Below are 26,946 nucleotides of genomic sequence, written 5' to 3' on the forward strand. Positions count from 1 at the left end.
ATTAAATTTCACTGATGTATGGTGCAACGCGGGCCGCTCCCTTCTGGAGCGGCCCGACAGGTTTCTTCAGGTGTGAGCGCGACTGCGCCGCTTGGTCGATTTAGCTTCGGCTTTTGGCATAGACCGGGAAGTCGCTTGCATCACCGTAGTCCTCCAGCGGTTCGAGCGCTTTCAAAGCTTCAAAGTCAGTATCGCTGATAGTGAAATCGACTTCGGCATTGTTCTTCATATGATCACGCGTCGTCGTTTTAGGAAGCGGAAGCAAGCCGAGTTGCAGCAGGTATCGAACGGCAAGCTGAGGAACAGAAACATCGTATTTTGCCGCGATTTCGGAAATTTGCGAACGTTCCAAAATCTCGCCGTGACCAAATGGCGAATAGGCTTCGGTCAGGATATTTTTCTCGTTCGCATATTCGATCAAGTCGAACGGCGTATTACCGATATGAGCCAAGACTTGGTTCACCGCAGGAGGCGTGTCTGAATTGTCCAATATATTCGCGAGGTCAACTTGCTCGAAATTGGAAACACCGATAGCGCGCAATTTGCCGGCCTTGAGCGCCTCTTCGAGTGCGCGCCAAGCTTCCAAATTGCCCTCAAAAAAGTGTTTGCCTTCGCGAAACTCTTCCCACGGCTGTGGGCTATGGATGATCATCATGTCGATCATGTCGAGGCCGAGCTTCTCAAGAGAACCGTCGATCGCCTCTACAGCTTCGTCGTACGATTTGATCTCGGCGACAAGCTTTGTGGTGACGAAGATTTCGTCGCGCGGCACAGAGCTGTTGGCAATGCCTTCGCCGACGCCGCGCTCGTTTTCGTACGCCTGTGCAGTATCAATATGACGATAGCCTACTTCCAACGCTTCGCTTACGGCTTGCGCGGCCTTGTCGTCCTCAATCATCCACGTGCCAAAACCGATCTTCGGAATTTTTACTCCATTGTTCAGGGTGTATGTCTCTTGCAAACTCATTGGGGGTCCTTTTGATTTTCAGGGTTCTGGGGGCAGAGGTAATGGCGGTATTTTTCAGGGGTTTTAGGGCACATCGGGACCATAGCCCGGCTGCTTCGTAAGGGTGGTCCAGCGCCCTGCGATTTCGGGTTGAAACACTTTTTCCATCCAGTCGGCAGGGTCGACTTCGGCAAAACCGACGGAAATTGCGTCCTCACCATACCCAAGGGTCTGAACCACGCTTTTGACGATCGCGTCGCTCAATGCTTGGTGTTGTAATGCAGACTTACCTGGCCAGAGAGAAACGGAGATGTGCGGCATCGGATTAGCCCTCGTCTCCGTCGCCGAGGTATTGCTCGTCGGTGACTTTTTCCATCCAAGTTACGTTTGTCCCGTCCAGCGCTTCCTGTAGGGCAATATGTGTCATCGCTTGGGTTGGTGTAGCGCCGTGCCAGTGTTTTTTGTCTTTAGGGCAAAGCAAGATGTCCCCTTCGTAGAACTCTACTTTTTCTTCGCCCTCTACTTGGGTCCAGCCGACGCCTTCCGTTACAATCAGTGTCTGTCCAAGCGGGTGTGAGTGCCATGCGGTCCGTGCGCCGGGCTCGAAATGAACGATGGCTCCGGTCAGGCGCGAAGGATCCTCACGCTCAAACTGACCAGAAATGGTCGCCTTGCCAGTGAAATATTCTTCCGGACCTTCAATTGTCTTTTGCTCGTTCTTTCGTGAAATTTCCAAGTTTTCACCTCGTTCTTTTGCTTTGATCACGGAGGGACCCAACAGTACTGCTGCTGCTGCTGTTGCGGCAGTGGCCAATGTCGCGAGATGTTTCATCGGGTGATCTCCTTTGTCATGATCGGCATGATGCCACGTCATGTGAAGGAGATAAGCGGCTCCTTGGTTCCAAATAAGTGGTCTGGAAAGCAATGAAGTAGTGAACCTCATTCACTTATGAGATATGGTGGTTCGATGCAGATCAGCCGCGCCGACTTGTCCGACTTCGCCTATTTCATGGCCGTTGCGCGTCATCGCAGCTTTCGCAAGGCCGCCCAAGAGATGGGTGTCACACCCTCCGCCGTGAGCCACGCACTCACGGCTCTTGAAGAGCGCCGCGGTGTCCGATTGTTGAACCGTACAACCCGCAGTGTCACTCTAACCGCCGCTGGCGAAGATTTGTTTCAGACCATAGCTGAACCGCTTCAGACTATCGCCGATGCCTCGATCAACCTTGATCGTCTACGCGATAGCCCAGCTGGACGGGTAAGGATCAATGTGCTCGAAGACGCTGCGCCTTTATTGCTGGGACCGGTCATGCCAATTTTCGTGGAGCGGTATCCTGAGGTGCAACTCGACGTCAGCGTAACCAATCGGCTAGTGGACGTAATCGCCAAAGGTTTCGATGCGGGTATCCGGTACGGCGGGACAGTTCCGGAAGATATGGTGGCGCAACGCCTGTCACCTCGTTTGCGTTGGTTGGCTGCGGCTTCGCCAACTTATCTTGAGAAGTTTGGCACTCCTTTACATCCCGACGAGCTCTCAGCTCATCGTTGCGTTGGGATTCGCCTTGGTAATGATGCACTTTACCACTGGGAGTTTGAGCGGGACGGGGAAGAAATATCCGTCGAGACACCCGGGCCGATCAGCGTGGATGAGAGTCATTCTGTTGTTGAATTCGGCCGCGCTGGAGTGGGGGTCATCTATGGCTTGGAGGCAGTATTTCGGCCACATTTCGATAGAGGCGATCTGGTGCCGCTCTTCGAAGATTGGGCATCTACGAGCCAAGGGTTCCACATGTATTATTCGAGCCGACGACAGGTTCCTACGGCGTTGCGGCTTCTCGTCGATCTTATCCGTGAGCTGAGGCCATTGGGGATGTAGGCTCGCCATGAGAGGGCGCGCTTTGATAGATTGCAAGATGCTTTCCGCTAGGACGCTGTTTAGTCTGAAATCTACACCACTAATTCCCGGACAGTTCGGTCAGGTAGGCGTGAGTTGATCCTGCAAGACTAATTCCCAGTTCTCTCTGCGATCAATCAGATCGCTGAATGGTCACTTGGCGGCACGAACCTCCATACCTGGAACGGCGGTGTCGGAATTTCGTCCCGATTGGTCTTGGCGCTCCCGCCTAATCAATCGATGCCAGCGATATATGCCTAGAGGAAGTATGAATTGGACCTGTGCGTGTCACGGTGAGAAGGCGTCGTCTAAGGCTACGACAAGATTAGCCATGATGGGAGACAAGACGATGATGAGATTTTTATCGGCCAGCTCGGCAATGGCTATTGCGATGGCTGCGCAACCTGCAATCGCACAAGACAATCAGAACGAGACAGCACGAGAGCCTGCTGGCCTGAGTGAAATCACTGTTACCGCCCAGCGGCGGGAGGAGTCTTTGCAGGACGCGGCTTTGCCAATTGATGCCCTGTCGCCCGACCAGCTTACCCGCCAAGGCGTGGAATCAGCGCAAGACCTTGGTCGTATCTCTCCTTCTCTCGGCGCCAATGCAGGTGGCGGTCCATTGACAAGCCTTTTTGTGCGCGGCGTGGGTGCACTAACGGTCAACTCGCTACAAGATTCTGGTGTCGCTCAAAACTATGATGGCGTTTATCTTGGGCGTTCCAGCTCTGCAGCTGGCCTCAATTTCTACGACATGGAGCGGGTTGAGCTACTTAAAGGACCTCAGGGCACTTTATATGGTCGTAACGCGACCGGCGGTGTGCTCAATTACATCCCCAAGAAACCTGAATTAGGTGAGATTGGTGGCTATGTTCAGGGCTCGTACGGAAATTTCGACGCGTTCGCAGTTCAGGGTGCGGTAAACCTGCCGGTGGCTGATACAGTCGCTTTCAGGGTGGCTGGGAGCCATCAAGATCGTGATGGTTTCAATGATGACGGCACGTCGGACTTGGACGCACAGTCGGTACGTGCCCAATTGCTTTTTGAGCCATCAAATCGCTTTAACGCGCGTTTTGCGGTGGATCACACTGAGGTTGGTGGAAAAGGCGTTTCGGGATCTTTGCTCGGCTTCTTCGGCACTGCGCCTGGCACACACTCGCCAATCCCGCTCGAATTTCGCGATACTGCTGGTTCGAGCTGCGGTGCGCTTTTGCCGACTGGTAATGCGATGGATATAGTCGAGGGCGTGGCCTGTACCTTAATTGACAATGGAATGCCCTGTGTGGTCTTCAAAGCCGAGGATATCGGCGCAACAGGTTATGAAAGCCGCGAAGAACTCGAAAGCGAAAGCTTCGCGCCTATCCGTGAAAAGATCGAAGCGATCCGGCTGGCTGCGGGGCCCATGATGAATCTCGGGAATGTGCGCGAAAAGACGGTTCCCAAGATGACGCTTGTTGCACCGCCGAGGAACGCGGGCGCTGTAACGACGCGAGTGTTTATTCCGCACAGGGCGCATGCCTCAATCGGTGCGCTTGGCGCTGTAACAGCTGCGACTGCTTGCTTAGTGCCAGGTTCGCCTGCGCATGAAGTGTCAGTGACCGGTGAGGGAAAACGAAAAACGCTCAGTATCGAACACCCCACAGGTGAAATGAGCTGCGTGTTGGAAACGGACGCTGGGGGAGCCGTTACGAGTGCTGCGCTGCTGCGCACCGCGCGCAAACTGATGGATGGAGAAGTCTTTGCCTGACAGAATCACCAGCTGGCACTCAAGCCCGACCAAGCCACGGTTCACTCCGCCACCGGGAGCAGTAGATGCGCATTGCCATGTCTTCGGTCCTATGGCGCTGCATTCTTTCAGTCCCAAAGCCAAATACTTGCCTCAGGATGCTGGGCCGGAAATGCTTTTTGCTCTGCGCGATCACTTGGGCTTTTCGCGCAATGTGATCGTTCAGGCGAGTTGCCATGGAACCGATAACGCCGCGACCCTTGATGCGATTGCCAAGTCCGATGGAAAGGCGCGCGGGGTGGCAGTGGTCGATCCGGCAATCGCGGACAACGAGCTGGCCGCGCTGCACGACGGCGGCATTCGTGGCATTCGCTTCAACTTTTTGAAGCGGCTGGTCGATGACGCGCCGAAGGACAAATTCCTCGAAGTGGCTGGCCGCCTGCCCAAAGACTGGCATGTCGTGATTTACTTCGAGGCGGATATCCTTGAAGAAATGCGCGCTTTCATAGACGCGGTTCCGGTTCCGGTGGTGGTCGATCACATGGGTCGGCCTGACGTTTCCCAAGGGCCCGATGGCCCGGAGATGCGCGCGTTCCGCAGCTTGCTCGACAGCCGAAGCGACATCTGGTTCAAACCGACCTGTCCGGACCGGCTTGATGCCATCAAAGAAGGCGGGCGGGGTGACCCGTGGGATGCCTTCGCTTCCGCAGTCGCGCCGCTTGTGTCGGACTACGCCGATCGCTGTATCTGGGGTACGGATTGGCCGCACCCCAATATGCAGGATGAAATTCCGGACGATGGACATCTTGTCGATATGATCCCGCGTATTGCGCCGACAGAAGAGCTTCAGCGCAAGTTGCTCGTGACCAACCCGATGAAGCTGTACTGGCCTGAGCAATGTGAGTGACGGGTGAACTCATTAAGGCCGCAATAGCAAACTGTTGCCCAATGTTTTTGGAGATCGGCTGCGAGACAAGTTCGATCAAGACAATCGCCTGGTAAGCGCTCGGCACCATTCTCCTGTATTAGGCGCGACCTATTATCGGTCCGTCCGATGGACTGTCGAGTTGTTCTCGTCGAGCTTCCGGGCAAGCTGCACGATACGCAGCGTGCTGTAATTCTCCGTCTGGCTTCCAAGCACGTGGTAGACATCGAGCAATACTTGCGTTCCAACCTTACCACCAGAGGAAACGAAGAGCGCCCGGTTCACCCAATCGTAATCGGGGTGGCTGCAATCGAGGCGGATCGCGGTGCGCATATAATATTCTGCTAGCGGAACTTGCTCGCCCGCCGCTTCGACAGCTCGACGGTCAGCTTGGTGAAGAACTCGAGCGCGGGGGGCACCTTGCTTCCCCGACCTTTGCACCTTTGGAGATGGTGCGAGGCGAGGCGTTGAGCGCATCTTTCGCGAAACCGGCGGCGCGTTGATAGACTTGCATGAATTCGCGGCGCTCGGCTTCAGGTACGACATCCTCGATATCATCGAATTCTCCGCCGCAGCGCTCTTCCACCAATTCAAGTAAGCCGAATGGCCCGGACCCTCGGTTGCGCATGGCGAGTTGACCGATAGGCTCACACAGAAGGTCGTCATACGCTTTGAGCGCGCCTTGATTGACGCCATGTTCCAGGAACGGTTTGCCCAGCGTGCGCGCGTCGATGATTGCTTGTGACGCACCGTTCGACCCAGAGGGATACATCGGGTGCGCTGCGTCACCGAGCAATGCCACGCCGCGATCAATCCACGTCGGGTTTGGATCGCGGTCAATCATCGGGTTCTCAGTTTATGGCCTTGCACTTCTTTTGAAGCGACGTTGCGCTTATTGCGGATTTCCAATCTACGGAAACAGTAGGCCGCCTAGTCTTTGCCTAGAAGCTGCCATCGCGCTTTGTTGCGACCGAGCGGTCAAGCTCGATAATACGCACTTGTGCGGCGCGGACCGCGACCGTGTTGTCAGCATCGGCCACGGTGCCGCGAACCTCGTCAGCGGTTGCCGCAACCGGCATAAGAACAGCCGCCAATACAGCGCTCGTGAAAAGTACAGATTTCAATTTCATCGTGGTTGCCCTCCTGTGAAGAGAGTCCACTATGATTGTAATTTCTTTGCTTCACTTCACTTTGAGGACGGTTTTATAGAGCTTTCGTCCGAAAGGTCGCAAATCTGTGTCAACCAGTAAACTTCTTTGCTTGATCAAGATGCCAAGCGCAGATCGACCTTGCTGATCGAGGCGGGAGTGCTGTTCTCGATCTTGAACTCGGCGAACGAAGCGGCGAGTTGGCGTGCCTCGTGACGAAGGTTGGTCGTCGCTGCGCTGGTCTGTTCCACCATGGCTGCGTTTTGCTGGGTCATATCGTCCATCGCGTGAATGCCTTGTCCGACCTTCTTGAGTGCATGAGATTGCTCAGTCGCCCCGTTCGCAATGTTCGTCACAGAATCGGTGACGGCTGCGACGCGGCCAATGATCGTGTCGAGCGCTCCGCCCGTTTCATTGACCAATTCGACCCCAGTGCGAACGTGCTTGGCGACTGTGTCCACCCGCTCCTTGATCGCGCCTGCTGATTCCAGAGAGCGCTGCGCGAGGGCCCGGACTTCGGAGGCGACGACGGAGAAGCCTTTGCCGGTTTCCCCTGCGCGCGCTGCTTCTACCCCTGCATTGAGGGCAAGAAGATTGGTCTGAAACGCGATTGCATCGATCATCTCGTTGATCTTCGAGATTTCCGCACTCGCAGCCTGTGCCTCGTCCATGGCAGCAATCGCCTTTGCCACGACTGCGCCGCCGTTCTCGGCTTCGCCGCGAGCCTCGACCATCGCCGCGCTCACTTGAGCTGCAATCTCGGCATATTCCTCGACCTGTGAACTGAGCCGCTTCATCGCATCGGCGGAAGATTGCAGATGAGACACCTGGATCTCACTGCGGTTCGCGAGGTCATTGGTCGCCTGCTGAATTTCGCCCGAAGCAAGGTCGATTGTCTCCACACTGCTCTGGACCCCGATCATAACCTGGCTGAGACGCTGCATGGCTTCGTTGAAGTCATCGGTCACATCAGTGAAACTGTCAGGCATATCGTGAAGGCGTACGGTAAGGTCCGCATTGGCAACAGCGGCAAGGCTCTGCCCGATTTTTGCCATCGCCTCTTCTCTTTCGCGCACTGATTTATCGCGTTCCTGAGCCGCGTTCCGGAACACCAGCATAGCCGCCGCCATTTCGCCCAGCTCATCCCGGCGATCAGTGCCCTGAATATCGACCGTTGTGTTGCCTTGGGCGAGCACAGTCATGGTCTGCGTCATCTGAGCCACCGGCCTTGCAATCGAACGTGTGAGAGAGCGGCCAAGGAAAAGCGCGATCCCGATAATCGCAGCAGCGCCCAATCCCAGAGCCAGCCAACCCATGGTGACAACGGTTTCCTGACGTTCGCTTTGCTCGGTGATGGTGGCCTGGATTGTGTCTCGCACCTCTCGCAATGGGAGTACAGCAGCGCTCACGAGCACCTTCTTGCCCGCCTCGCGGATTTCTTCCTGCGCCCTTGCGCGTTCGCCGGACCTGACAATCGCAACATATTTGTCGCCCCAATCGCGCCGCCATTTCAGGGTTTCTTCACGCGATTCGCGAACCAGTGATTTAAGAGCGGGGTCTTCGAGGAGGTTCTCCAGCAGCGGCGATACGCGATCATAATCGTCTCGGCCCTCGTAATAGGATTTGAGATACAGCTCATCACCCGTGACGAGAAACCCGCGAAGCTGACTGTTTTGCCGCAAGAGGGAAGTCTCAAGCGTCAGAACATCGGCCAGAATTTCCTGACTTGCATTGTTTCGTGACGTCACGTTTGAGATCATCATCAGGCTGACGGCGCAAAAGATCATCACGACCGCCGCAGCGCCGATGAGGATTGCGAACGACACGCCCAGCCTGCGCGGAATTCGAAGGTTGTCCAACACGCTCTACTGCTCCCGGATAGTGTTTGCGAATAAGCAGCGCTGGCTCCTGACCGATCCGTGGTCAGAAAATTGAGCCAGCGCCGCTAACTTCATCAGAATGAAAAGCCGACAGATGCGGTCACGGTGCGACCGTTCATCACTTGCACATTGGTCAGCCCGTTTGCAGGAATGACCGCTGCCTGAAGGGAGACAATCGCGGTTTCGTCGAACACGTTGAAGACGTTCAGGCCGAGGGTAAGGTTGTCAGCCGGTTCGAAGGTCGCAAACGGGCTGACGAGCACATAGCCGGGCTGGACGAGGATATTGGTGTCCTGCGCAAAGCTTTCTGCCGTAGCGTTGATGACCGCGCCAATGTTGAAGCGATCAAAATTGACTTGCGGACGGGCGAAAAATGCAAAGTCCGGAATATGGCGCGGCGTATTGCCGATCACCGCCGGGTTCAGGAAATCATCCGAAATTTCTGCATCGGTGTAGGATGCGCCGACTGCGATTGAGAACTGGCCTTTTTCGTAAGAACCTTCAAACTCGATCCCCTTGGCTTCGTAGTCGCGCTTGATCTGGACAACTTCTGCCTGACCGGATGCGTTACCAGATATTTGGAAATTGCTTTCCTCGGTCGCCGCCCAAAAGCCAGTGACATACAGGCTGAGCGCATCAGTGCGGTATTTGAATCCGACTTCGGCCTGACGCACTTCGGTGAAGACACCGATTTCTTCATCCGGCGCGCCGGTTGCCAGATTGAGGGTCGTTGGACCAACGGCGCTTGGCCCGTTTGCGCGTCCGCCGCGGCTATAGCGGCCAAACACCGAAAACGGCTCCGACACGCGATAGTTGGCGCTTACCGAGTAGGAGACGTAGTCATATTCGTAATCGACGAAAGACGGCTGGCTGAGCGGATAAATCACCACAGCGCTTTCGGGCAGGGAAAGCTGTCCGTCGCCGTTCAGATCAATCGGAGCGGAAGTGGGGCGACCGCCGCCAAATTGCGGTGATGTCACATTGCCGCTGACCGAACCATTGTCCCAGCGAACGCTGGCACCCAGAGCAAGCTTGCCAATCCTGTAATTCACTGAGCCATAGGGCGCGACAATATCGTACTCCAGATCATAGCTGTTGTGGAATGTGAACGCCGGGATGCCTGCTGCAAAACCGTAAGCAAGAACGCCGGCATCCGTTACCGGAAAGCCGGTGGCCGTTGTGAAATTCAACGGGGTAAGCGGCCCATCGGTGCCCAGATCGTTTACAGTGGTGGTAAAGCGCCAGAACATATCGACGCTCTGATTGGAGTTATACAGGCCAGCGGTGGTGGTAAGCACGCCGTCACCCACATTCCAAACGCGGCTTGCGCGAAGGTCGTTGGTCATGTTGTCCAGACCCTCAAGCTCGCCATTGGAGCGGAAGGTTGTCGCAATAAAGCGGTTATCGGTGACAAGGTTGCCTGCCTGCGGGCCGGTAGCAAAGCTTACCTGCGCGCCGGGACCAGCGATTAGGGTCGAGATGGTTGAAGCTGGTCCAAACAGGAAGGGCAGACTGTCATTGTAAGCGCCGGCTACATCCGAATATCGAAATTTGTTGGTGACCGTCCATCCGGCGACGTCGAATTTGGCCTCAAGGCCGACAGAACGCATTTCACCACGGATGCCTTCGCTTGCGTCAATGCGGCTTGGGTTGTTGTTGCGGTCAATTTCCGGATAAGCGGCGACGAGTTGCGATGACAGGGCCCGGTCAAGAATGTCGAAACCTGCGACCTGATTGATTTCAACGTCTTCATTCGTCCCGCTCAGCGCTACGGGCAGGAGGCTGTAGTTGGGCTGACGATCATCAAGATACTTGCCGTAAAGCCGGATGTAACCGCCATCAAATTCGCGCGTGACGTTTGCTTTCACCTGGCCACCGCGAAACGCATTGTAGCCAACCTCACGCGGGCCTTCGCCTTCGCGGTAAAAACCGCCAACGTGGAAGCGCCAGTTTTCGCTGATCGGGGCACCATAGCTGAAGTCGATGCGTTTGAGGTCATGGTCAAGTCCGCTTGAAAGCTGAACCATGCCGCCTTCGACCTCGCCAGTGCGCGAGATAAAGTTGACAACCCCGCCCGGTGAGTTGGAGGCGAAGGTAGAGGCAGAACCTCCACGGATGGACTGCACCTGAGCCAGACCAAGATCGGCGCGCAAGAACTGGTCAGAAGCGCCAAAACGGATGTCGCCAAATTCCAGAACGGGAAGGCCATCCTCTTGCAATTGCACCCACTTTGATCCGTCAGCGGCAAGAGGTAATCCGCGGATTGTGATGGCGGAAAAGCCGTCAATATCTGCTGTCTCGGACCTGAAACCGGGAATGTTTTGCAAGATGCCCGCGACCGAGCTTACTGACAGATTGCGCAGTTCTTCATCGCTCAAAACGCTCGCGGAAATGGCGGTGTCGAGCATATCGCGGCCCTTGGCGACGCCCGTGGTGAATGCCCGGCGCGGGGCGCTGGCTTTCTCGCCATGCTCATCGCTTGGGGCTGCTGCAGCACTTGAAGAAGAAGTCTCTGCCCCGCTTTCTTCAGCCAGAACGGCCGTGTGTGATGTAGTGGCGAGAAGGGTTGCAAAGAAAATGGTGCGCGTACGCATGAATAAAACACTCCCGTGTGGCGTTAAGCTGTGATGGGAGCAGCGAAATAGTCACGCCGAATTAACCAAGGCGCAGGCCGGATATTCGTAGGATTACGGGGGCGAAGTGTGTCGGTTGTATCCTATGGGAAACCGCGTGGTCATGGGTTTTGGATGCGTTTGGCATACTGACCTAGTGCAGCTTCATGCTAAAAGCTTGCGCATCAATCCAGCACGTCGAACTTCAGTCAGAATGGTCAGCCAGTTACACCGCTGATAGCGACAGGGTGGTGCGCCAATTCCAGCTCGAAGCGGACAAGGCGCAGTTGTTCGATCGGCCTATAACCGCGCAACTGCTTGATGCTGTGTCTACTGCGATCACGCGAGCGCCTTTAATTCATGCGCGGCTTTTGACCTGGCCGGGCGATCTTTCGTCCGATGCGGTTGCCTTTCGCCTTAACGGGGCCCTCCAGTCGCTTTACAATAGCCGCAAGGCCGACTGTCTTGAGATGATTTACGGCAAGAGGGCAGGCGCAACAGATGTGGACCGCATCGCCCTTGTCGAAAGCCTTGCAAACATCCTGCGCAGCGAGGCCGATTATATCAACGCATGGCTCGACCATCCAACGCAGACAAACGAGGTTGGGCGCTGCGTTGGTTTAGCTGCGGTTCTGTCTTCCTTGAGCTTTTCTGGCGGGGGCAGTGCAGGAATGCCATTTGAGGTTCTCGAAATAGGCTCCAGTGCTGGCTTGAACCTGAATTTTTCTCGCTATGGCATCAAGATGGGCGAAGAAGAGATTTTGCACCCTGCAAGCGCGTTAATCCTGTCCCCTAAGTGGATCGGTAAACCTGTCCCAGCTGTGCCAATCGAAGTGATGAGGGCGATTGGTGTGGATATTCATCCGTTGGATGCCTCCAAACCTTCTCATCGGGACAAATTGCAAGCTTATATCTGGCCTGACGATGATCTGCGCCGCGAACGGCTGCGACGCGCTTTGAAGATTGCCAGCGCAGCGCCGCCTATCGTTGAACAGGGGTGTGCCAGTCGATGGATTAACGAACAACTCATTGCCCCGCAGCAATGCGGCACGTGCCGTGTGGTGTTTCATTCCATGGCATTGCAGTACATCGGCGCAGACCAGCGCCATTCAATCGAACGGGCGCTCAACGATGCTGGACGCTGTGCTGAGGCATCAAGACCGCTCGTGCGCATTGGCATCGAATGGGACCGTCCGCGAAGCGTTGTCGAAGTCACATCGACAATCTGGGACGCAGGTCCAAGGTCGGGCGAAAGCAGAGTGGTTGCCCATTGCCACCCTTACGGCGAGTGGTTCCATTGGTTTGGACTGCGAGACGATTAACCGCAAAGAAGGTGGGAAAAGGCAAAATCGCACGTCACAAGAGTTAGTGACGCAGCATTGAGGCTATTCCAGCACGAGGCGTCAGCTGCGCTTTTTCCTTTGTGCGTGTTTTGGCGTTGCTTTGCGTGGCTTGCCCGGCCGTTCGCCTTGCTTGCCTTTGGCCCTGTCAAACTTCTTGAACTTCGGTTTTGCTTTCACCCGTGGCTTGTCAAACTTGCGGTCGGCGCGGCCTTGCTTGCGGTTGCCCTTGGCTGCATCGCGTGGTCCGGTTTGTGACCTTTCAATCACCACAGGGTCTTCATCACTGTCGGTTTGCACCGGGCGAGCGGCAGCGGCGGCAAACTTGTCGGCGATCTGGCTGGGGATCTGGAAGTAAGTCTCATCGGGCCCAATACGGATCGCGCCGACTTCGTTGCGGGTAATATGCCCCCGGCGGCACAGCAGCGGCAAAATCCATCGCGGATCGGCATTCTGACGCCGGCCCAGCTCCATGCGAAACCACACGGTATCCTCAAACCCGGGGCGATGCCGTTCCTTTTGCGCGGCGCGGCGTGCCTCGGGCGTGTTGGCGATCAAGTCTTCTGGTTCGGGGAGGGATGCGCGGTGAGCCTGCACCAGCATAGCAGCGATTTCAGCGGGCGTTCTTTCCGCAAGGAGTTGGTCAGCCAACTCTTTATCGCTCTCATCCACTTCAACAGGGGCGAGCAGCTTTTCCAAAAGCCGTTCCCGGTCTTTGGCCTTGATCGCGTCTCGGTCTGGCGCGTCGGTCCAATTGGCGTTGATTTTCGCATGGCGCAGCATCGATTCCACGCGCCGGCGCCGGGAGAAAGGTACGATCAGGACTGCTGTGCCCTTCTTACCGGCACGGCCAGTCCGGCCCGAACGGTGCTGCAAGGTTTCGGCATCGCGCGGTATCTCAACATGGACGACAAGGCTTAGCGTTGGCAGGTCAATCCCTCGCGCTGCAACATCGGTGGCAACGCACACGCGCGCGCGTCTGTCTCGCAGCGCCTGCAACGCCTGATTGCGTTCCGACTGCGAATGCTCACCCGACAGCGCGACAACGGCAAAGCCGCGCTCCTGCAAGGTCGCGTGCAAATGGCGCACCTTCTCGCGCGTTGCGCAGAACAGGATCGCCGTTTCCGCTTCGTGATAGCGCAGGAGATTGACGACCGCATTCTCCACCTCAGGCGGCGATATGGTCACCGCTTCATAAGAGATGTCATTATGGCCGCGCCCTTCGCTGATCGTGGCTATGCGAAGCGCGTCGCGTTGGTAACGCCGCGCAAGCGCTTCGATTGGGCGGGGCATGGTTGCAGAGAACAGCAAGGTGCGCCGCGTGTCGGGCGTTGCATCAAGGATCTCTTCAAGCTCCTCACGAAAGCCCATGTCCAGCATCTCGTCGGCTTCATCGAGCACGACCGTTTTCAACGCAGACAAGTCCAACGCGCCGCGCTCAAGATGGTCGCGCAGCCTGCCTGGAGTGCCGACCACGATGGTTGCCCCTGACCGCAGGACCTTGCGTTCTGCCTGGGGGTTCATGCCGCCAACACAAGTCGCGATCCGCGCACCGGTTTTGCCATAGAGCCATGTGAGCTCACGGCTGACCTGCAAGGCAAGCTCGCGCGTCGGCGCGATGATAAGGGCAAGCGGCCTTTCCGAAAAAGCGAGGCTGTCTCCATCTTCCAGCAATTGCTCGGCCATAGCGAGGCCAAAAGCGATTGTTTTGCCTGATCCGGTCTGCGCTGAGACGATCAGATCGCGCCCCGACGCTTCTGGCTGCATGACCTCTGCCTGCACCGGAGTGGCTGTCTCGTATCCGCGCTGCGAGAGGGCAGCCTGAAGGCTGGGGGGAAGGGTGGGGAAATTCATTGCTTCGGCCTAAAATAAGAGGGGGCGCGCCGCTTGCGTAAGAGTGCCAAGCGATCTTTGCATATTGAGTGCCGAAGCAGTCGATTGTGCGTGCGAGCCGCCCCTATAGGCCGAGAAATCGGTTATGGCTTGCGAAAAATGGGATGTGCTTGATTTGACTGGCTTTGCCGGGCGCCTATTCATTTGGCGGCTCACTTGCCGCCCCTCAAAAATGCCCGGCGAAGTCCCGGAGTTTAGTCCGAATTGCCCACTTCTTCGCCCACATCCTTGCCCAATGGCACCTTCTCCTTGAAGGTGTGGGTGATGTAGGGGAACGGAATTTCAATACCCGCATCATCAAGGCCGCGTTTGATCGCGCGAACAACCTTATCCTTGCTTTCCCAGCCATCTCGCGGAGTAGCGCCTGCCCACCATCTCACAAGGAAATCCACGCTGGACGAGTTGAATTCCTTGGCAAAAATGTCGAGCGTTTGGTCCTTATCGACCTCTTCAACACTCATCACAGCCTTGCGAATGACTTCGGCGGCCTCGTCAAGGTCGGTGTCGTAGGAAACGCCGACGACAACATCGTGGCGGCGCTGCTCTTTATCCGTGAAAATCTCTACCGGGTTTTTGAAAAGGATCGAATTAGGCACGACTGTAAGCTCGCCTGACAAACGGCGCACATGGGTTTCGCGCAAGGTCACGTGCTCAACCTTGCCTGTGATGCCTTCGCACTCGATCACATCGCCAATGCGCATTTTCTTGCGCAGCATGATGAGAACGCCGGCCATGAAGTTTTCAAAAATATCCTGAAAGGCAAAGCCAATCGCGACCGCGCCAACGCCAAGACCTGCGAGCAGGCTTGCAGGTGTGAGGCTTGGCACGACAACCATCGCTGCGACCATGACCCCGACGAGCCAGATGCCAAGGCGAGTTAGAGTAACCGCAAGATCACGCAGCGATTTGCGCAAATCCGTAGAGCCCGCCAGCTTGCCGACAATCGCGCTGGAAAAGCGTGCGATCAACGCAGTAATCAACAGTATCACGACCGCAATCGCCAGTGCGGGAAGTGTCTCAATCGCGCCTGTGGCCATTGATCGTAATTGTTCTGTGAGAGTTGCTATCATGCGGTAAACCCGGTCCTTTCTTTCCCCACTAACCCAAGCGGCCCCTCGTGGTTCCTTTATCTGCGCAAGAAGGAGCCAGATTTTACGTCTTTGGTGCATGGTGCGATGCGGCCCCGATGAAGGGGAGGACCACGCCTGCCGCGTGAACCCATCCATTGTCGCAGTTGAGCGATTTGCATAATTGCGGCTCATGGCACCCATACAAAAGCACAACGCTCGAACGGATTGGAAAGAAGTTTATCATGCGCCAAGTTGATCATTTTATCGTGGGCGACAGCCCGGCAGCCACTCGCAAGGCTCAAATCTGGAACCCTTCGACGGGGGAGGTTCAGGCTGAGGTTGCGCTGGCTGGCGCTGATTTGCTCGATCGGGTGGTGGAGACTGCCAAGCGCGTGCAGCCTGAATGGGCGGCGACCAATCCGCAAAAACGTGCGCGCGTGATGTTCAAGTTCAAAGAGCTGATTGAGGCCAATATGAAGGACCTCGCTGAGTTGCTCTCAAGCGAGCATGGCAAGACCGTGCCTGACGCCATGGGCGATGTGCAGCGCGGGCTTGAGGTGATCGAATATGCCTGTGGCATCCCGCAAGTTTTGAAGGGTGAGTACACGCAAGGAGCAGGGCCGGGCATTGATGTTTACTCCATGCGCCAACCGCTTGGCATTGGCGCTGGCATTACCCCGTTCAACTTCCCTGCGATGATCCCGATGTGGATGTTCGGCATGGCGTGCGCGGCTGGCAATGCCTTTATCCTGAAGCCTTCAGAGCGCGATCCATCGGTGCCTGTGCGCCTCGCTGAGCTGTTCGTCGAGGCGGGCGCGCCAGAGGGTCTGCTTCAGGTTGTCCACGGCGATAAAGAAATGGTCGATGCGATTATCGATCATGCCGATATCCCCGCGATCAGCTTTGTCGGGTCATCCGATATTGCGCATTACATTTACCACCGCGGCGCTGAGAAGGGTAAGCGGGTTCAGGCCTTTGGCGGGGCGAAGAACCATGGTGTGGTCATGCCTGATGCTGATCTCGATCAGGTGGTGAACGATCTGGCTGGCGCAGCCTTTGGTTCAGCTGGTGAACGCTGCATGGCGCTGCCTGTGGTGGTGCCGGTGGGCGATGACACGGCAGAGCGGCTTAAGGAAAAGCTGATCCCTGCGATCCACGCGCTGCGCGTCGGCGTATCGACCGACGCGGATGCGCATTATGGCCCGGTGGTCACGCCAGAGCACAAGGCTCGCATCGAGCAATGGATCACCACGGCTGAACAAGAGGGCGGCGAGATCGTGATCGACGGGCGCGGCTTTGAGCTTCAGGGGCATGAGAAAGGCTTCTTCGTTGGCCCGACCCTCATTGATCGTGTGACGCCCGATATGAGCTCTTACAAAGAAGAAATCTTCGGCCCTGTGCTGCAGATCGTGCGCGCCAAGGATTTTGAAGAGGCCGTGCGTCTGCCGTCCGAGCACCAATATGGCAACGGCGTTGCGATCTTCACCCGTAACGGCCACGCCGCGCGCGAATTTGCGTCCCGCGTGCAAGTGGGCATGGTCGGCGTGAACGTGCCGATCCCTGTTCCTGTCGCCTACCACTCGTTCGGCGGATGGAAGCGTTCAGGCTTTGGCGACATCGACCAATATGGCACCGAAGGCTTGGCCTTCTGGACCAAGAAGAAAAAGATCACCCAGCGCTGGCCCGACGGCGGGGGCGATGGCAGCAACGCGTTCGTAATCCCGACCATGGGGTAACGTGGATCAGCGTCAGTCCTTTTGCTGGCGCTGTCCTACACGAGGCAGGATATGCGAGTGGTGCGGCGATGATATTGCGCCAGTATCCCTCAAAAAACCGTGAGATTGGCATCGATATTGGACCGAAAGAATTTCTGCCTTTGGACAGTGCCTCAAGTGTCTCAAAACTGGAAGGTTACTAAGCAATGTCAAAAGCTTACGACGTAATTGTGCTGGGCTCTGGTCCTGGAGGCTATGTGGCGGCCATTCGTGCCTCGCAATTGGGATTGAAGACTGCGATTGTTGAGCGTGAGTTGCTTGGAGGCATTTGTCTCAACTGGGGCTGTATTCCGACCAAGGCGATGCTGCGCTCTGCAGAAGTGTTCCATCAGATGAGCCATGCAAGCGATTATGGCCTCAAAGTCGCTGGTGAGATTGAGGCTGATCTGGAAGCCATTGTGAAGCGTTCGCGCGGCGTTGCGAAACAGCTTAATCAGGGTGTCACTCACCTGATGAAGAAGAACAAGATCACCGTCCATATGGGCGAGGGTAAGCTGACGGGCCCAACCTCTCTGACGGTGAAGAGTGAGGACGGCGATGAAGAGCTTTCCGCCAAGCATATCATCGTTGCCACCGGTGCACGGGCGCGCGATCTGCCGTTTGCACCTGCGGATGGCAAGCGCGTGTGGACCTATCGCCATGCGATGACCCCGCCCGAAAAGCCGACCAAGCTTTTGGTGATTGGATCGGGCGCGATCGGGATCGAATTTGCAAGCTTCTACAACGACATTGGCGTTGATGTGACCGTCGTTGAAATGCTCGACCGGATCGTGCCGGTGGAAGATGCGGACGTATCGACCTTCCTCGAAAAGAGCCTCACCAAGCAAGGCATTGCGATTATGACCGGGGCAGGGGTGGAAGACCTGAAAGTCTCCGACAAGGGCGTGAGCGCGACGATCAAGGATAAGGATGGCAACACGGATACGACTGAGTTCAGCCACGTTATCACCGCCATCGGCATTGTGCCCAACACCGAAAATATCGGCCTTGATAACCTTGTCGAGATGGACAAGGGCTTCATCCAGATCGACGAATATGGCCGTACCAAATCCGATGGTCTTTGGGCGATTGGCGATTGCACACCTGGACCATGGCTCGCCCACAAAGCCAGCCATGAAGGCGTGACCGCAGCAGAAGCGATTGCGCAAGAGCTCGGCAACACCGAGGTCCACCCCCACGCGATGGACCGTTCAAACATTCCGGGCTGCACCTACTGCCATCCTCAAGTCGCCAGCGTGGGGCTTACCGAGGCCAAGGCGAAGGAAGAGGGCTACGAGCTTAAAGTCGGCAACTTTCCCTTTATCGGCAATGGCAAAGCGATTGCACTTGGCGAAGCGGAAGGGTTCATCAAAACCGTCTTCGATGCGAAAACCGGCGAGCTTTTAGGCGCGCATATGGTGGGCGCAGAGGTCACCGAACTGATCCAGGGCTACACCGTGGGCAAGACGCTGGAGACGACCGAAGCAGAGCTTATGCAAACGGTCTTTGCACATCCAACACTGTCAGAAATGATGCACGAAAGCGTCCTCGATGCCTACGGCAAGGCGCTGCATATTTGATGGGGGGCCTCAGGCAGCGAAGCGGTAGGCCGCAAAGACTCGTGCCTATGCGTTTGCGTCCCGCCACTCGCGCTTGATCTTCTTCGCGAGGCTCCATTTGTGAACTTCGGTCGGGCCATCGTAAATACGAAAGGCGCGAACCTCGCGGAAGAGCAATTCAACAATGGAATCGCCCGTGACACCAGTGCCGCCCATGCATTGAACGCAGCGATCCGCGATCTGGAACAGGGTTTCCGCAACAAAGGTCTTGGCCATCGAGCTTTCAGTGGTTCCAAGATCGCCCGTGTCGAGCACGCCTGCGCACCAGTCGATCATCAGCTCACACGCTTGAAGGTCGATCTTGTTCTGCGCCAGCATAAAGCCAACGCCTTCATGGTCGACCAAAGGTTTGCCGAAGGCTTGCCGGCGGCAGGCGTAATCAGTCGCGATCTCCTGTGCGCGAATGGCAAGGCCGAGCCAGCGTGAGCAGTGCGTCAAACGGGCAGGGGCAAGGCGAACCTGCGCATACTTAAACCCTTCGCCTGCATCGCCAAGCATTTGATCGGCAGGGATACGAAGGTCGTTGATGGTGATAACAGCATGGCCGCCCGGCATGGAATTATCGATCGTGTCGAGAACGCGATCAATCTGGATCGCGGGATCGGGAAGGTCGACGAGGAACATACACGCGCCGCCTTCTGAGGATGGGTCGATTGAACGGGCCATAACAATGCCAACCTTCGCACCCTCGGCCCCGGTAATGAACGCTTTGCGTCCGTTTACGACCCAGTGATTGCCGTCGAGCCGGCAGGTGGTTTGCATCATGGATGGGTCCGAACCCGCGCCACCTTCGCTGGCCGGTTCGGTCATGAAGAAAGCAGAACGCGCCTCCCCCGATACGAGCGGCGCAAGGAAACGCTCTTTGATCTGCGCATCACCAACTTTGGAAAGCAGGTACATATTGCCTTCATCGGGCGCCATGACGTTGCAGGCGAGCGTCCCAAGCGGCGACAGACCGCTTGCGCGAAGAACCTTCGCGGTTTCAACGTGGGTAAGGTGCGAGCCATCATCCAGAATATGCGGTGTGAGAACGCCTGCTTCGCGCGCAAGGCCGCGAAGCTCCTGCACCAGTTCATCGGCCGGTCCGTGGTCGCCCCAGCGCGGATCGCTTTCAAACGGGATGACCTGTTCGCGAACGAAGGTTTCGACATTGCTTGCGATAGTAGAGGCACGCTCGCTCGACATTAGCCTGCCGCCTTCGCCGCAGCGGCGTCATTGATGGATTTGGGGTCGAAGTAGTACGGCTTGATCATGCAGCACTTGCCATCGCGGAACTTGAACACCTCGCAGATTTCCGAAGGCGGGATCGAAGGGTCGGCATATTGGATTTCAAGGATTGTCACCGCATAGTCGCCGCCAGTGGTGGTAACCGTGCGCGAAAGACCGGCAGCATCAACAAGGCTAAAGACCTTAAGGTACAGCTCTTTAAGCCCGTTCTTACCTTTGAAATCACCTGCCATGGGAAGGCCGGGCGCTTCGGATGCGACGAAATCGTCGGTCAGCATTGAGGCCGCCTTTTCCCAATCGCCCGCAGCGGTTGTGGCGTAGAGTTCATCAACGAAAGCTACTTTTTCATCGTGGGTCATTGTCATATCGCATCTCCCTTTGTCCCCTGTTCTCGACTATAGCGCGTGCAATTGGACCTAGCCGATTTGCTAGCCCGTCGTCATGCGCAGAGATCGTTAGGCTAGGGGAGAGATAAAGGAGAATTACGCGTGAGCGAGAGCTGGCACCAAGTCACAAAAGAAGCCGAGTTTCCTGCAGACGGCAAACTGTCAGTCAAAGCCGGCGAATGGCAGGCGCTGATCGTGCGCGAGGGGGATGAGTATTTCGCCTATAACGATTGCTGCACCCATCAGGCGGCCGCGCTTTCGGGTGGCCGGGTCCGGCGCGGTACGATCATGTGCCCTTTGCACGGCGCGCGTTTTGAGGTGAAGACGGGCCGCTGTGTCGGCGGTGCTTACCCTGCGCTTAAATCCTTTGCAGTCCGGGTCAGTGACGGAATGATCGAGGTTGGCGTGCCAGAAACACCGCCGGGGCAGGGCGAGAAACCAACGCTTACAAGCTGACCTGCCCTTTCCCATAGCTGTCTGCGAGAAAGGCGCGCTCTATACCGTTCACCTTAGACGAGGGAGAGAGACGATGCCATTTACCGGACCTGCCGAGGACCGGCTCGCCATTCGCGAGTTGATCGATGCCTATGCCGATGCCGTAACCATGCGCGATGCAGAGGCGTGGGGGTCAACTTGGGCTGAAGACAGCCGTTGGGAAATGCCCGACTATCCCGAATTTCCGCCGCAAAACGGCCGGGAAAATATCGTTGCCTTATGGCAGGGCGCGATGGAGCAATATCCCGGCATCATGTTTGAAGCATGGCCGGGCTCCATCGAAATCGACGGCGAACGCGCCACCGTCCGCAGCTACACCGCCGAGGTTTATGACCAGGACGGCAACACCGTTCGCGATCGCGGCCAATACGAAGACGAATGCGTCAAGATCGACGGGCGCTGGTATTTTGCCAAGCGTTCTTTCCGCAACATTCACAAACAAATCCAGCCCAAGGGCTGCTGAGGGAGGACCCGAAGTAATGGCAACGCGGCAGTATTGGCGGCTTGATGCGCGCCCAATCGAACATGATTATGCAAACGCGCTTTCACTGCAGACCGAAGAGCTGGCTCCGCCCGCCGACGGTCACGTTCAGGTTGCGGCGCAGTACCTGTCGATGGACCCGGGTGTGCGTGTTTGGATGACCGCGCGCGAGGATGGGTATTCTCCTCCTATCCCCTTGGGCGAAGCAATGCAGGGACAGTTTATTGGCCGTGTGAGTGCATCGGCACATCCGGACTTTAAAGAGGGCGAGCTCGTTCGCGGATTTGGGCACTGGGCTTCACACAGCACTGTTGACCCAGCGCTTGCCGGGCTCACCAAGCTCGATGAAGACGTCGCCGATACGCGCCAACATTTCGGTGTTCTTGGCCTGAACGGCGAGACGGCGATGTGCGGGCTCACAGATGTGTTGGAATTGAAAGAAGGCGAAACCGTGCTTGTCTCTGCCGCAGCGGGCGCAACCGGAAGCGTCGCGTGTCAGATTGCGCGCAACATGGGCTGTAAAGTCATTGGCATTGCGGGCGCTGACGATAAATGCGCCTGGCTGACGCAAGAGCTGGGCGTTGACACGGCCATCAATTACAAGACCCAGAATGTCGCCGAAGAATTGGCGAAAATCGAAGGCGGGATTAACGTCTATTTCGAAAATGTCGGTGGCGATCTGCTTGATGCAGCTCTGCCCAATATGGCGCTTTATGGCCGGATCGGGATTTGCGGATTGATCACTGGTTACACCAGCGATAGCGGCAATCCGGGCCCAGCACGTTTCGATCAGATCTTGATGAAGCGTCTGACCATAAAGGGCATTTTCCTGCCGGATTACCTTGCACAGGGCAAAAACTACTACGCCCCACTTCGCAAATGGTACGATGAGGGGCGCTTGGTCGGTGAATTCGATCAGACAGACGGGCTTGAAAATACGCTCAATGCGTTCACCCGCCTGATGACCGGTAAGAACACCGGGAAGGTGATTGTCGCGCTTTGATAGGAGAAGGCCGCGCTTTATTGCGCGGTCAATCCCCCATCCACGACAAGTTCAGCGCCCGTGACATAGCGGCTTTCGTCGCTCGCAAGGAAGAGGCAGGCGTTGGCGATGTCTTCCGGTGCACCCATGCGTTGCATCGGGACGGCGCCCACCACTGATTCAAAGATGTCAGGGTTTTTCTTCGCCTCATTCTGCATATTGGTGTCGATCATACCGGGGTGAACGGAATTCACGCGAATGTTCTGAGCCGCACATTCGATGGCGACCGTTTTGGTCATAAGGCGAACGCCGCCTTTGGTTGCCGAATAAGCGGTGCACGTCGGCACGCCGACAATGCCGCCGACTGATGAGATATTGATGATTGATCCAGGTTTACCGGCTTCGCGCAAAGCCGCAACCGCGCCGCGCGTGCCGTAGAATACGCTATCGAGATTGACCCGAAGCTGTCTGTCCCAGCCTTCGTCGGTCAGGTCTTCGATTAGGTGAAGGACCGCGATCCCGGCATTGTTGACGAGGATATCGGGCGTGCCGTGATCATTCTTGACCTTGGCAAAGACTTTGTCCCAGTCTTTGGCGTCAGCCACATCATGCTTCAGCGCAACCGCAGTCCCGCCGTTTGCATTGATGCTATCGGCGACATTTTTCGCGCCAGCTTCATCCATGTCAGTGCAATAGACAACAGCGCCTTCCTCCGCGAAGCGGCGCGCGATGGAGCTGCCAAGCCCCGGCTGTGATGCAGCGCCTGTTACGATTGCGATCTTATTGGCCAGTCTCGACATAATTAGCCTTCTCCCTTTTCTTATGAAAGCCACCATCCAAGGTTTGAGGCCTTAGGCGAACTGATGTTTTATACAGGTGTCGCCGCGATACGGCTAAGCGATGGTCGAGAGCAAAGGAGAGGATCATGACTATGAACCGTAGATTTTTGCTAAAGAGGCGGCCCGAAGGCACACCTGTTCCAGAGGATTTCGAGCTGGTTTCAGAGCCCATAGCTGAGCCGGGAGAGGGTGAGATTGTCGTCCGCAATCACTATGCCTCTCTCGACCCGGCGCAGCGTGGCTGGATGGATGATGCGCCCAGCTATATGCCTCCCATCGCTCTTGGCGATCCTGTGCGGGCCACCACGGTTGGCCGCGTTCATACCAGCAATCATCCGGACTTTGCCGTGGGCGATTGGGTCATGGGGTTAAACGCGCTTGAAGACTATTCGCTCGCCGCAGCAGGTGGTTTCACAAGCGCTATCGATGTGTCTCAGGTCGAAAGCCCCACACAGTTTTTAAGCGCGATGGGAGCGGTTGGCCTCACCGCCTATTTTGGCCTTCTCGAAGTGGCCAAGCCTAAGCCGGGCGAAACGCTCATCGTGTCGGGTGCCGCTGGCGCGGTTGGTTCAGTGGTTGGGCAAATCGGAAAGATCAAAGGATGCCGCACCGTTGGTATCGCTGGCGGTTCGGAAAAGTGCCGCAAGCTAACCGAGCGCTACGGTTATGACGTCGCAATCGACTATAAGGGCAAGACGGTCGACCAATTGGCGCAGGAGATTGCGCAAGCCGCTCCCCAAGGTGTCGACATGGTCTTTGAGAATGTCGGGGGCGACGTGCTCGATGCCGAATTGCTGAACCTTGCCAAACACGCGCGTATCGTTCTGTGCGGCCTTATCAGCGAGTATAACTCGCCCGAGAAACATGGCGCGCGCAATTTGTGGCGCGTGTTGACCCAAGAGGCGACGCTTCATGGCTATCTCATTTCGGCTTATGTGGATCGCTTCGCTGAGGGTGGGGCGCAGATGGCGCAATGGATGGCGCAAGGAAAGCTCGTGATGGATGAGGATGTGCAGGAGGGGTTGGAGAATGCTTATGCGGCTTTCATGCGGCTGTTCTCGGGCGCGAACACTGGCAAGCTGATCCTGAAGATCGCCTGATCCCAAACAACAAGATTTGGCCAAACAAAAAGGGCGGCGAGTTGATTAACTCGCCGCCCTTTTTTTGTTCGTTCTACCCAGTGGTTAGAAGCGCTTGGTTACTTCGACCATGACGGTGCGTGGGAGATTGCCGAAGCCCAGCTGATCCGCAGGGATACCAGCAGCCGTCCCGGTGCCGCTACCGGTGCCCGGACCATCGACCACACCAGAGACGTAGAATTCGTTGGTCAGGTTCTTACCGATGACTGCGAGCTGCCAGTTCCGGTCGGCGGCACCAAAGGTGATACCGGCATCCAGTGTGGCGTAGCTGTCTTGCTTGGAAAGCGGGTTGCCAAAGCCCGATGCGAGATAGCTGTCGCTGTAACGGATGTTGCCGTTGAAACTGATGCGGAAGTCGTCAGACACGTCAGTTTCGTAGAACACGCCAAGGTTGCCAGTCCATTCAGGCGCCACTGAAAGCGGTGCGCCGGAGAGGTCTTGGCGAGAGTCGATCGCGGTAACGGTGATGCTGCAGCCAGCTGCTGGAGTTTGACCTGCATAGCAAGGGCCAAGCGGGAAGCTGTCGTACTTGGCATCGTTGTAGTTGATCGAGCCAGTGATGTTGAGGCCCGGCACCGCGTAAGGCGCATATTCGAAATCGAGTTCAATGCCCTGGGTATTCGCATCCGCCGTAAGGGTTTGGAATGCGAAGATTGGCGAGTTAAAGAAGTCGACCTGGAAGTCGTTGTAGTCGTAGGTGAAGATGTTGAGGCCGAGACGCAGTTGATTATCCGCCAAAGTCGCTTTGACGCCGGCTTCGAACCCTTCTGCAGTTTCCGGGTTGAAGGTCAGATCGCTCAGCGGATCAGTCGAAAGGCCTGAGTTGATGCCGCCGTTCGAGAAACCGCCAGACTTATAGGCCGTCTTGTAAGCGCCGTAGATCAGAAGATCCGGGGTTGGCTTATAGGTCAGCGTTACTTCAGGCGTAAAATCGTCGAAGTTCTGATCGGCAGTAATGGTGCCAAGCGGATCGCTGGCCGGACGGAAGATGCCGGTAAGTGCAGGGTTCACATAAGGCTGCGCGAAGAAGCTTTCTTTTGACTCATCCGTGTAACGGCCACCGACCGCAAGCTCCAGATTTTCGAGGAATTCGACACGAAGCTGAGCAAACAGCGCCAGGGTTTCACCTTTCGTGTCGCTCACCTTCTCAGACGCGGCATAGACCAGGCCAGGACGAGGTGCCGCCGTGTTGCGAACGCCGCCGTAGTAGCCGTACTGGAAGAAATCGCGCTGCGTTGTCTGATACAAGCCGCCGATCATGAAGTTGAAGATGCCGTCAAAGTCCGAGGTGAAGCGCAGCTCTTGCGAGAATGCTTCCCAAGTTGCGTCTTCTGTCGCCCAGGTTGGCGTTGCGTCACTGGTCTGGAAATCGCAAGCGCACGCCCAGCTGTTGTTGTTCCACTGATAGTTGGTGACTGAGTTGATGAGAACGTCGCCAGCAACATACTCGATCCCGCCATTGACGGCCCAGCTGCGATAGCTGTTGTAAAGCGAACCATCTTCACGCGCGAAATCGGCATTAGCGGCGATTTCGAGGGGGAAGTTGTTTTGGTGCGTGACGAAATCTTCTTCACAAGGGAAGCCGGTCAGCTGGCTGATGCCGCTTGGCAGGCCACACGCGAAAGCCACATAGTTCCAGCTGTTGTTCAGCGTGTCATTGCGGTTGTGCGTCACCTTGACCGTCATGGTGAGGTCGCTGTTCGGTTCAAACTCCAACGTACCGCGCGCAAGGAACAGTTCCTGTTGCGGCATTGGGCTTTCAACAGGGAACGAAATCAGCGTTTCGGGGTTGCCGAAGCCTGCAGCGGTGTCAACAGTGGTGTAGCTACGATTGACCGACTCGTTGCGATAATAACCGCCGTCCATGTCGGAATAACGGGCCGCCAAACGAATGCCGAGAGTGTCGCTCAGCGGGCCGCCAATGGCACCTTCAAAGACGTATTGCTCGGCTTTGAATTCATAGCCGGCTTTAACGTGGCCTTCCCAAATGTCGGTCGGACCTTTGGTCGTCAGCGAGATCACGCCAGCGGTCGCGTTCTTACCAAAGAAAAGCGCCTGCGGGCCTTTAAGAACTTCGACACGCTCCAGATCGAAGAAGCCTTCTTCGATCACGCGGCCTTGACCGTAATATGCACCGTCGACGACCACAGCCACCGATTGCTCGATGCCGATCGAGGTTGAGGATGAACCCACGCCGCGAAGAGTGATTTGGGCCGACGAACCGTTGGAGGCGCGGCCTACATTGAGGTTAGGCGTCGCAGCGGCGATTTTTTCGATGCTGGTGATGTCGCGGCGTTCGAGAACTTCGGCAGAAAGCGCGGTGACGGCGACCGGCACATCCTGAACGCTTTCTTCACGCTTACGCGCGGTGACGAGGATTTCGCCAAGTCCGCCCTGCTGTTCATTGGCACCAGTCGTATCCGACTGAGCCAGAGCAGGTGTTGCAACTGCCGCAAGTCCCATAGCGACCGTTGACAGCAAAGTGGCACGATAAAACATTTTCATTTCCCTCTCCCAAGAGCCTAACTTTTTTTTGCGACGTAAGGGAAATGGGGCGCATAGTGCACTATCCCATTGGCTAGCTGGCACT

23 protein-coding genes and 2 pseudogenes are annotated in these 26,946 nt (G+C 56.5%); 11 read left to right on the forward strand and 14 right to left on the reverse strand.

Annotated elements, in window-relative coordinates:
• Window positions 1-100: 100 nt before the first annotated feature.
• The 3 genes from INR77_RS06325 to INR77_RS06335 all read right to left on the reverse strand — a co-directional run bounded on the left by INR77_RS06325 (window position 101) and on the right by INR77_RS06335 (window position 1,778).
• On the reverse strand, window positions 101-967 hold the full coding sequence (locus tag INR77_RS06325; RefSeq protein WP_223073050.1) for an aldo/keto reductase: 867 nt from the start codon (window positions 965-967) through the stop codon (window positions 101-103).
• Window positions 968-1,030: 63 nt separating this feature from the next.
• The gene (locus tag INR77_RS06330) at window positions 1,031-1,267 is read right to left on the reverse strand and encodes a tautomerase family protein (RefSeq protein WP_223073051.1); all 237 of its coding nucleotides are present in this window, start codon (window positions 1,265-1,267) and stop codon (window positions 1,031-1,033) included.
• A 4-nt stretch (window positions 1,268-1,271) separates the two neighbouring features.
• The gene (locus INR77_RS06335; protein ID WP_370632299.1) at window positions 1,272-1,778 is read right to left on the reverse strand and encodes a cupin domain-containing protein; all 507 of its coding nucleotides are present in this window, start codon (window positions 1,776-1,778) and stop codon (window positions 1,272-1,274) included.
• Window positions 1,779-1,895: 117 nt separating this feature from the next.
• On the opposite strand from INR77_RS06335, the gene INR77_RS06340 reads away from it, so the two are divergent.
• The 4 genes and pseudogenes from INR77_RS06340 to INR77_RS06350 all read left to right on the forward strand — a co-directional run bounded on the left by INR77_RS06340 (window position 1,896) and on the right by INR77_RS06350 (window position 5,473).
• Window positions 1,896-2,822, forward strand: coding sequence for a LysR family transcriptional regulator (locus INR77_RS06340; RefSeq protein ID WP_255573967.1), 927 nt, complete (start codon window positions 1,896-1,898; stop codon window positions 2,820-2,822).
• Window positions 2,823-3,231: 409 nt separating this feature from the next.
• A pseudogene (locus tag INR77_RS15875) lies at window positions 3,232-3,651 on the forward strand (TonB-dependent receptor plug domain-containing protein); the annotation flags it as partial.
• Between the two features lie 333 nt (window positions 3,652-3,984).
• Window positions 3,985-4,587: pseudogene (locus INR77_RS15880) on the forward strand (PrpF domain-containing protein); the annotation flags it as partial.
• Window positions 4,580-5,473 (forward strand): amidohydrolase family protein, encoded by an 894-nt coding sequence (locus INR77_RS06350; RefSeq protein WP_305040811.1) that lies wholly within the window; start codon window positions 4,580-4,582, stop codon window positions 5,471-5,473. The pseudogene INR77_RS15880 and the gene INR77_RS06350, both read left to right, overlap by 8 nt.
• 132 nt (window positions 5,474-5,605) lie before the next feature.
• On the opposite strand, the gene INR77_RS06355 is transcribed toward INR77_RS06350, so the two are convergent.
• The 5 genes from INR77_RS06355 to INR77_RS06370 form a co-directional block, all read right to left on the reverse strand.
• Window positions 5,606-5,968 carry a DUF3237 family protein gene (locus INR77_RS06355; protein ID WP_255573968.1) on the reverse strand — a complete coding sequence of 121 codons (363 nt, stop codon included), beginning with the start codon at window positions 5,966-5,968 and terminating at the stop codon, window positions 5,606-5,608.
• On the reverse strand, window positions 5,877-6,335 hold the full coding sequence (locus tag INR77_RS15980) for a hypothetical protein (RefSeq protein ID WP_305040812.1): 459 nt from the start codon (window positions 6,333-6,335) through the stop codon (window positions 5,877-5,879). The genes INR77_RS06355 and INR77_RS15980 overlap by 92 nt, the downstream gene beginning before the upstream one ends.
• Window positions 6,336-6,432: 97 nt before the next feature.
• Window positions 6,433-6,621, reverse strand: a complete 189-nt coding sequence (locus tag INR77_RS06360; RefSeq protein ID WP_223073054.1) for a hypothetical protein — start codon at window positions 6,619-6,621, stop codon at window positions 6,433-6,435.
• 134 nt (window positions 6,622-6,755) lie between these two features.
• Window positions 6,756-8,498 (reverse strand): methyl-accepting chemotaxis protein, encoded by a 1,743-nt coding sequence (locus tag INR77_RS06365; RefSeq protein WP_223073055.1) that lies wholly within the window; start codon window positions 8,496-8,498, stop codon window positions 6,756-6,758.
• Between the two features lie 95 nt (window positions 8,499-8,593).
• Window positions 8,594-11,113 (reverse strand): TonB-dependent receptor domain-containing protein, encoded by a 2,520-nt coding sequence (locus INR77_RS06370; RefSeq protein WP_223073056.1) that lies wholly within the window; start codon window positions 11,111-11,113, stop codon window positions 8,594-8,596.
• Between the two features lie 185 nt (window positions 11,114-11,298).
• Between INR77_RS06370 and INR77_RS06375 the strand changes: the two genes are divergently transcribed.
• Window positions 11,299-12,453, forward strand: a complete 1,155-nt coding sequence (locus INR77_RS06375) for a DUF2332 family protein (RefSeq protein ID WP_223073057.1) — start codon at window positions 11,299-11,301, stop codon at window positions 12,451-12,453.
• An 81-nt stretch (window positions 12,454-12,534) separates the two neighbouring features.
• Here INR77_RS06375 and INR77_RS06380 read toward each other — a convergent pair whose 3' ends face one another.
• The gene (locus INR77_RS06380; protein WP_223073058.1) at window positions 12,535-14,325 is read right to left on the reverse strand and encodes a DEAD/DEAH box helicase; all 1,791 of its coding nucleotides are present in this window, start codon (window positions 14,323-14,325) and stop codon (window positions 12,535-12,537) included.
• A 233-nt stretch (window positions 14,326-14,558) separates the two neighbouring features.
• Window positions 14,559-15,434 (reverse strand): mechanosensitive ion channel family protein, encoded by an 876-nt coding sequence (locus INR77_RS06385; RefSeq protein ID WP_223073059.1) that lies wholly within the window; start codon window positions 15,432-15,434, stop codon window positions 14,559-14,561.
• A 242-nt stretch (window positions 15,435-15,676) separates the two neighbouring features.
• Here INR77_RS06385 and INR77_RS06390 point away from each other — a divergent pair, with 242 nt between their 5' ends.
• Together INR77_RS06390 and lpdA are read left to right on the forward strand one after the other, a co-directional pair.
• On the forward strand, window positions 15,677-17,170 hold the full coding sequence (locus INR77_RS06390; protein WP_223073060.1) for a CoA-acylating methylmalonate-semialdehyde dehydrogenase: 1,494 nt from the start codon (window positions 15,677-15,679) through the stop codon (window positions 17,168-17,170).
• A gap of 185 nt (window positions 17,171-17,355) precedes the next feature.
• On the forward strand, window positions 17,356-18,768 hold the full coding sequence (gene lpdA, locus INR77_RS06395) for a dihydrolipoyl dehydrogenase (protein ID WP_223073061.1): 1,413 nt from the start codon (window positions 17,356-17,358) through the stop codon (window positions 18,766-18,768).
• A gap of 45 nt (window positions 18,769-18,813) precedes the next feature.
• Here lpdA and INR77_RS06400 read toward each other — a convergent pair whose 3' ends face one another.
• Entirely contained in the window at window positions 18,814-19,992 is a 1,179-nt protein-coding gene (locus INR77_RS06400) for an acyl-CoA dehydrogenase family protein (RefSeq protein WP_223073062.1), read from the reverse strand.
• Entirely contained in the window at window positions 19,992-20,399 is a 408-nt protein-coding gene (locus INR77_RS06405) for a nuclear transport factor 2 family protein (protein ID WP_370632301.1), read from the reverse strand. The genes INR77_RS06400 and INR77_RS06405 overlap by 1 nt, the downstream gene beginning before the upstream one ends.
• A 123-nt stretch (window positions 20,400-20,522) precedes the next feature.
• Between INR77_RS06405 and INR77_RS06410 the strand changes: the two genes are divergently transcribed.
• The 3 genes from INR77_RS06410 to INR77_RS06420 all read left to right on the forward strand — a co-directional run bounded on the left by INR77_RS06410 (window position 20,523) and on the right by INR77_RS06420 (window position 22,399).
• Window positions 20,523-20,876: a Rieske (2Fe-2S) protein gene (locus tag INR77_RS06410; RefSeq protein WP_223073063.1), complete on the forward strand. Its 354-nt coding sequence runs from the start codon at window positions 20,523-20,525 to the stop codon at window positions 20,874-20,876.
• Window positions 20,877-20,949: 73 nt separating this feature from the next.
• Window positions 20,950-21,378: a nuclear transport factor 2 family protein gene (locus INR77_RS06415; protein WP_223073064.1), complete on the forward strand. Its 429-nt coding sequence runs from the start codon at window positions 20,950-20,952 to the stop codon at window positions 21,376-21,378.
• A gap of 16 nt (window positions 21,379-21,394) precedes the next feature.
• On the forward strand, window positions 21,395-22,399 hold the full coding sequence (locus tag INR77_RS06420) for an NADP-dependent oxidoreductase (protein WP_223073065.1): 1,005 nt from the start codon (window positions 21,395-21,397) through the stop codon (window positions 22,397-22,399).
• Between the two features lie 17 nt (window positions 22,400-22,416).
• On the opposite strand, the gene INR77_RS06425 is transcribed toward INR77_RS06420, so the two are convergent.
• Entirely contained in the window at window positions 22,417-23,178 is a 762-nt protein-coding gene (locus INR77_RS06425) for an SDR family NAD(P)-dependent oxidoreductase (RefSeq protein WP_223073066.1), read from the reverse strand.
• A 125-nt stretch (window positions 23,179-23,303) separates the two neighbouring features.
• Here INR77_RS06425 and INR77_RS06430 point away from each other — a divergent pair, with 125 nt between their 5' ends.
• Entirely contained in the window at window positions 23,304-24,317 is a 1,014-nt protein-coding gene (locus INR77_RS06430) for an NADP-dependent oxidoreductase (protein ID WP_223073067.1), read from the forward strand.
• Between the two features lie 84 nt (window positions 24,318-24,401).
• On the opposite strand, the gene INR77_RS06435 is transcribed toward INR77_RS06430, so the two are convergent.
• On the reverse strand, window positions 24,402-26,855 hold the full coding sequence (locus tag INR77_RS06435; protein WP_255573969.1) for a TonB-dependent receptor: 2,454 nt from the start codon (window positions 26,853-26,855) through the stop codon (window positions 24,402-24,404).
• Window positions 26,856-26,946 lie beyond the last annotated feature (91 nt).

It is taken from the genome of Erythrobacter sp. SCSIO 43205 (assembly GCF_019904235.1).
Taxonomy (GTDB): Bacteria; Pseudomonadota; Alphaproteobacteria; order Sphingomonadales; family Sphingomonadaceae; genus Erythrobacter.

Excerpts from the sequence above, each read along its gene's own strand:
- INR77_RS06325 (WP_223073050.1), bottom strand. The coding sequence starts at position 967 with ATGAGTTTGCAAGAGACATACACCCTGAACAATGGAGTAAAAATTCCG.
- INR77_RS06330 (WP_223073051.1), bottom strand. The coding sequence starts at position 1,267 with ATGCCGCACATCTCCGTTTCTCTCTGGCCAGGTAAGTCTGCATTACAA.
- INR77_RS06335 (WP_370632299.1), bottom strand. The coding sequence starts at position 1,778 with ATGAAACATCTCGCGACATTGGCCACTGCCGCAACAGCAGCAGCAGCA.
- INR77_RS06340 (WP_255573967.1), top strand. The coding sequence starts at position 1,896 with ATGAGATATGGTGGTTCGATGCAGATCAGCCGCGCCGACTTGTCCGAC.
- INR77_RS06355 (WP_255573968.1), bottom strand. The coding sequence starts at position 5,968 with ATGCGCTCAACGCCTCGCCTCGCACCATCTCCAAAGGTGCAAAGGTCG.
- INR77_RS15980 (WP_305040812.1), bottom strand. The coding sequence starts at position 6,335 with ATGATTGACCGCGATCCAAACCCGACGTGGATTGATCGCGGCGTGGCA.
- INR77_RS06360 (WP_223073054.1), bottom strand. The coding sequence starts at position 6,621 with ATGAAATTGAAATCTGTACTTTTCACGAGCGCTGTATTGGCGGCTGTT.
- INR77_RS06370 (WP_223073056.1), bottom strand. The coding sequence starts at position 11,113 with ATGCGTACGCGCACCATTTTCTTTGCAACCCTTCTCGCCACTACATCA.
- INR77_RS06375 (WP_223073057.1), top strand. The coding sequence starts at position 11,299 with ATGCTAAAAGCTTGCGCATCAATCCAGCACGTCGAACTTCAGTCAGAA.
- INR77_RS06380 (WP_223073058.1), bottom strand. The coding sequence starts at position 14,325 with ATGAATTTCCCCACCCTTCCCCCCAGCCTTCAGGCTGCCCTCTCGCAG.
- INR77_RS06385 (WP_223073059.1), bottom strand. The coding sequence starts at position 15,434 with ATGATAGCAACTCTCACAGAACAATTACGATCAATGGCCACAGGCGCG.
- INR77_RS06390 (WP_223073060.1), top strand. The coding sequence starts at position 15,677 with ATGCGCCAAGTTGATCATTTTATCGTGGGCGACAGCCCGGCAGCCACT.
- lpdA (WP_223073061.1), top strand. The coding sequence starts at position 17,356 with ATGTCAAAAGCTTACGACGTAATTGTGCTGGGCTCTGGTCCTGGAGGC.
- INR77_RS06400 (WP_223073062.1), bottom strand. The coding sequence starts at position 19,992 with ATGTCGAGCGAGCGTGCCTCTACTATCGCAAGCAATGTCGAAACCTTC.
- INR77_RS06405 (WP_370632301.1), bottom strand. The coding sequence starts at position 20,399 with ATGACAATGACCCACGATGAAAAAGTAGCTTTCGTTGATGAACTCTAC.
- INR77_RS06415 (WP_223073064.1), top strand. The coding sequence starts at position 20,950 with ATGCCATTTACCGGACCTGCCGAGGACCGGCTCGCCATTCGCGAGTTG.
- INR77_RS06420 (WP_223073065.1), top strand. The coding sequence starts at position 21,395 with ATGGCAACGCGGCAGTATTGGCGGCTTGATGCGCGCCCAATCGAACAT.
- INR77_RS06425 (WP_223073066.1), bottom strand. The coding sequence starts at position 23,178 with ATGTCGAGACTGGCCAATAAGATCGCAATCGTAACAGGCGCTGCATCA.
- INR77_RS06430 (WP_223073067.1), top strand. The coding sequence starts at position 23,304 with ATGACTATGAACCGTAGATTTTTGCTAAAGAGGCGGCCCGAAGGCACA.
- INR77_RS06435 (WP_255573969.1), bottom strand. The coding sequence starts at position 26,855 with ATGTTTTATCGTGCCACTTTGCTGTCAACGGTCGCTATGGGACTTGCG.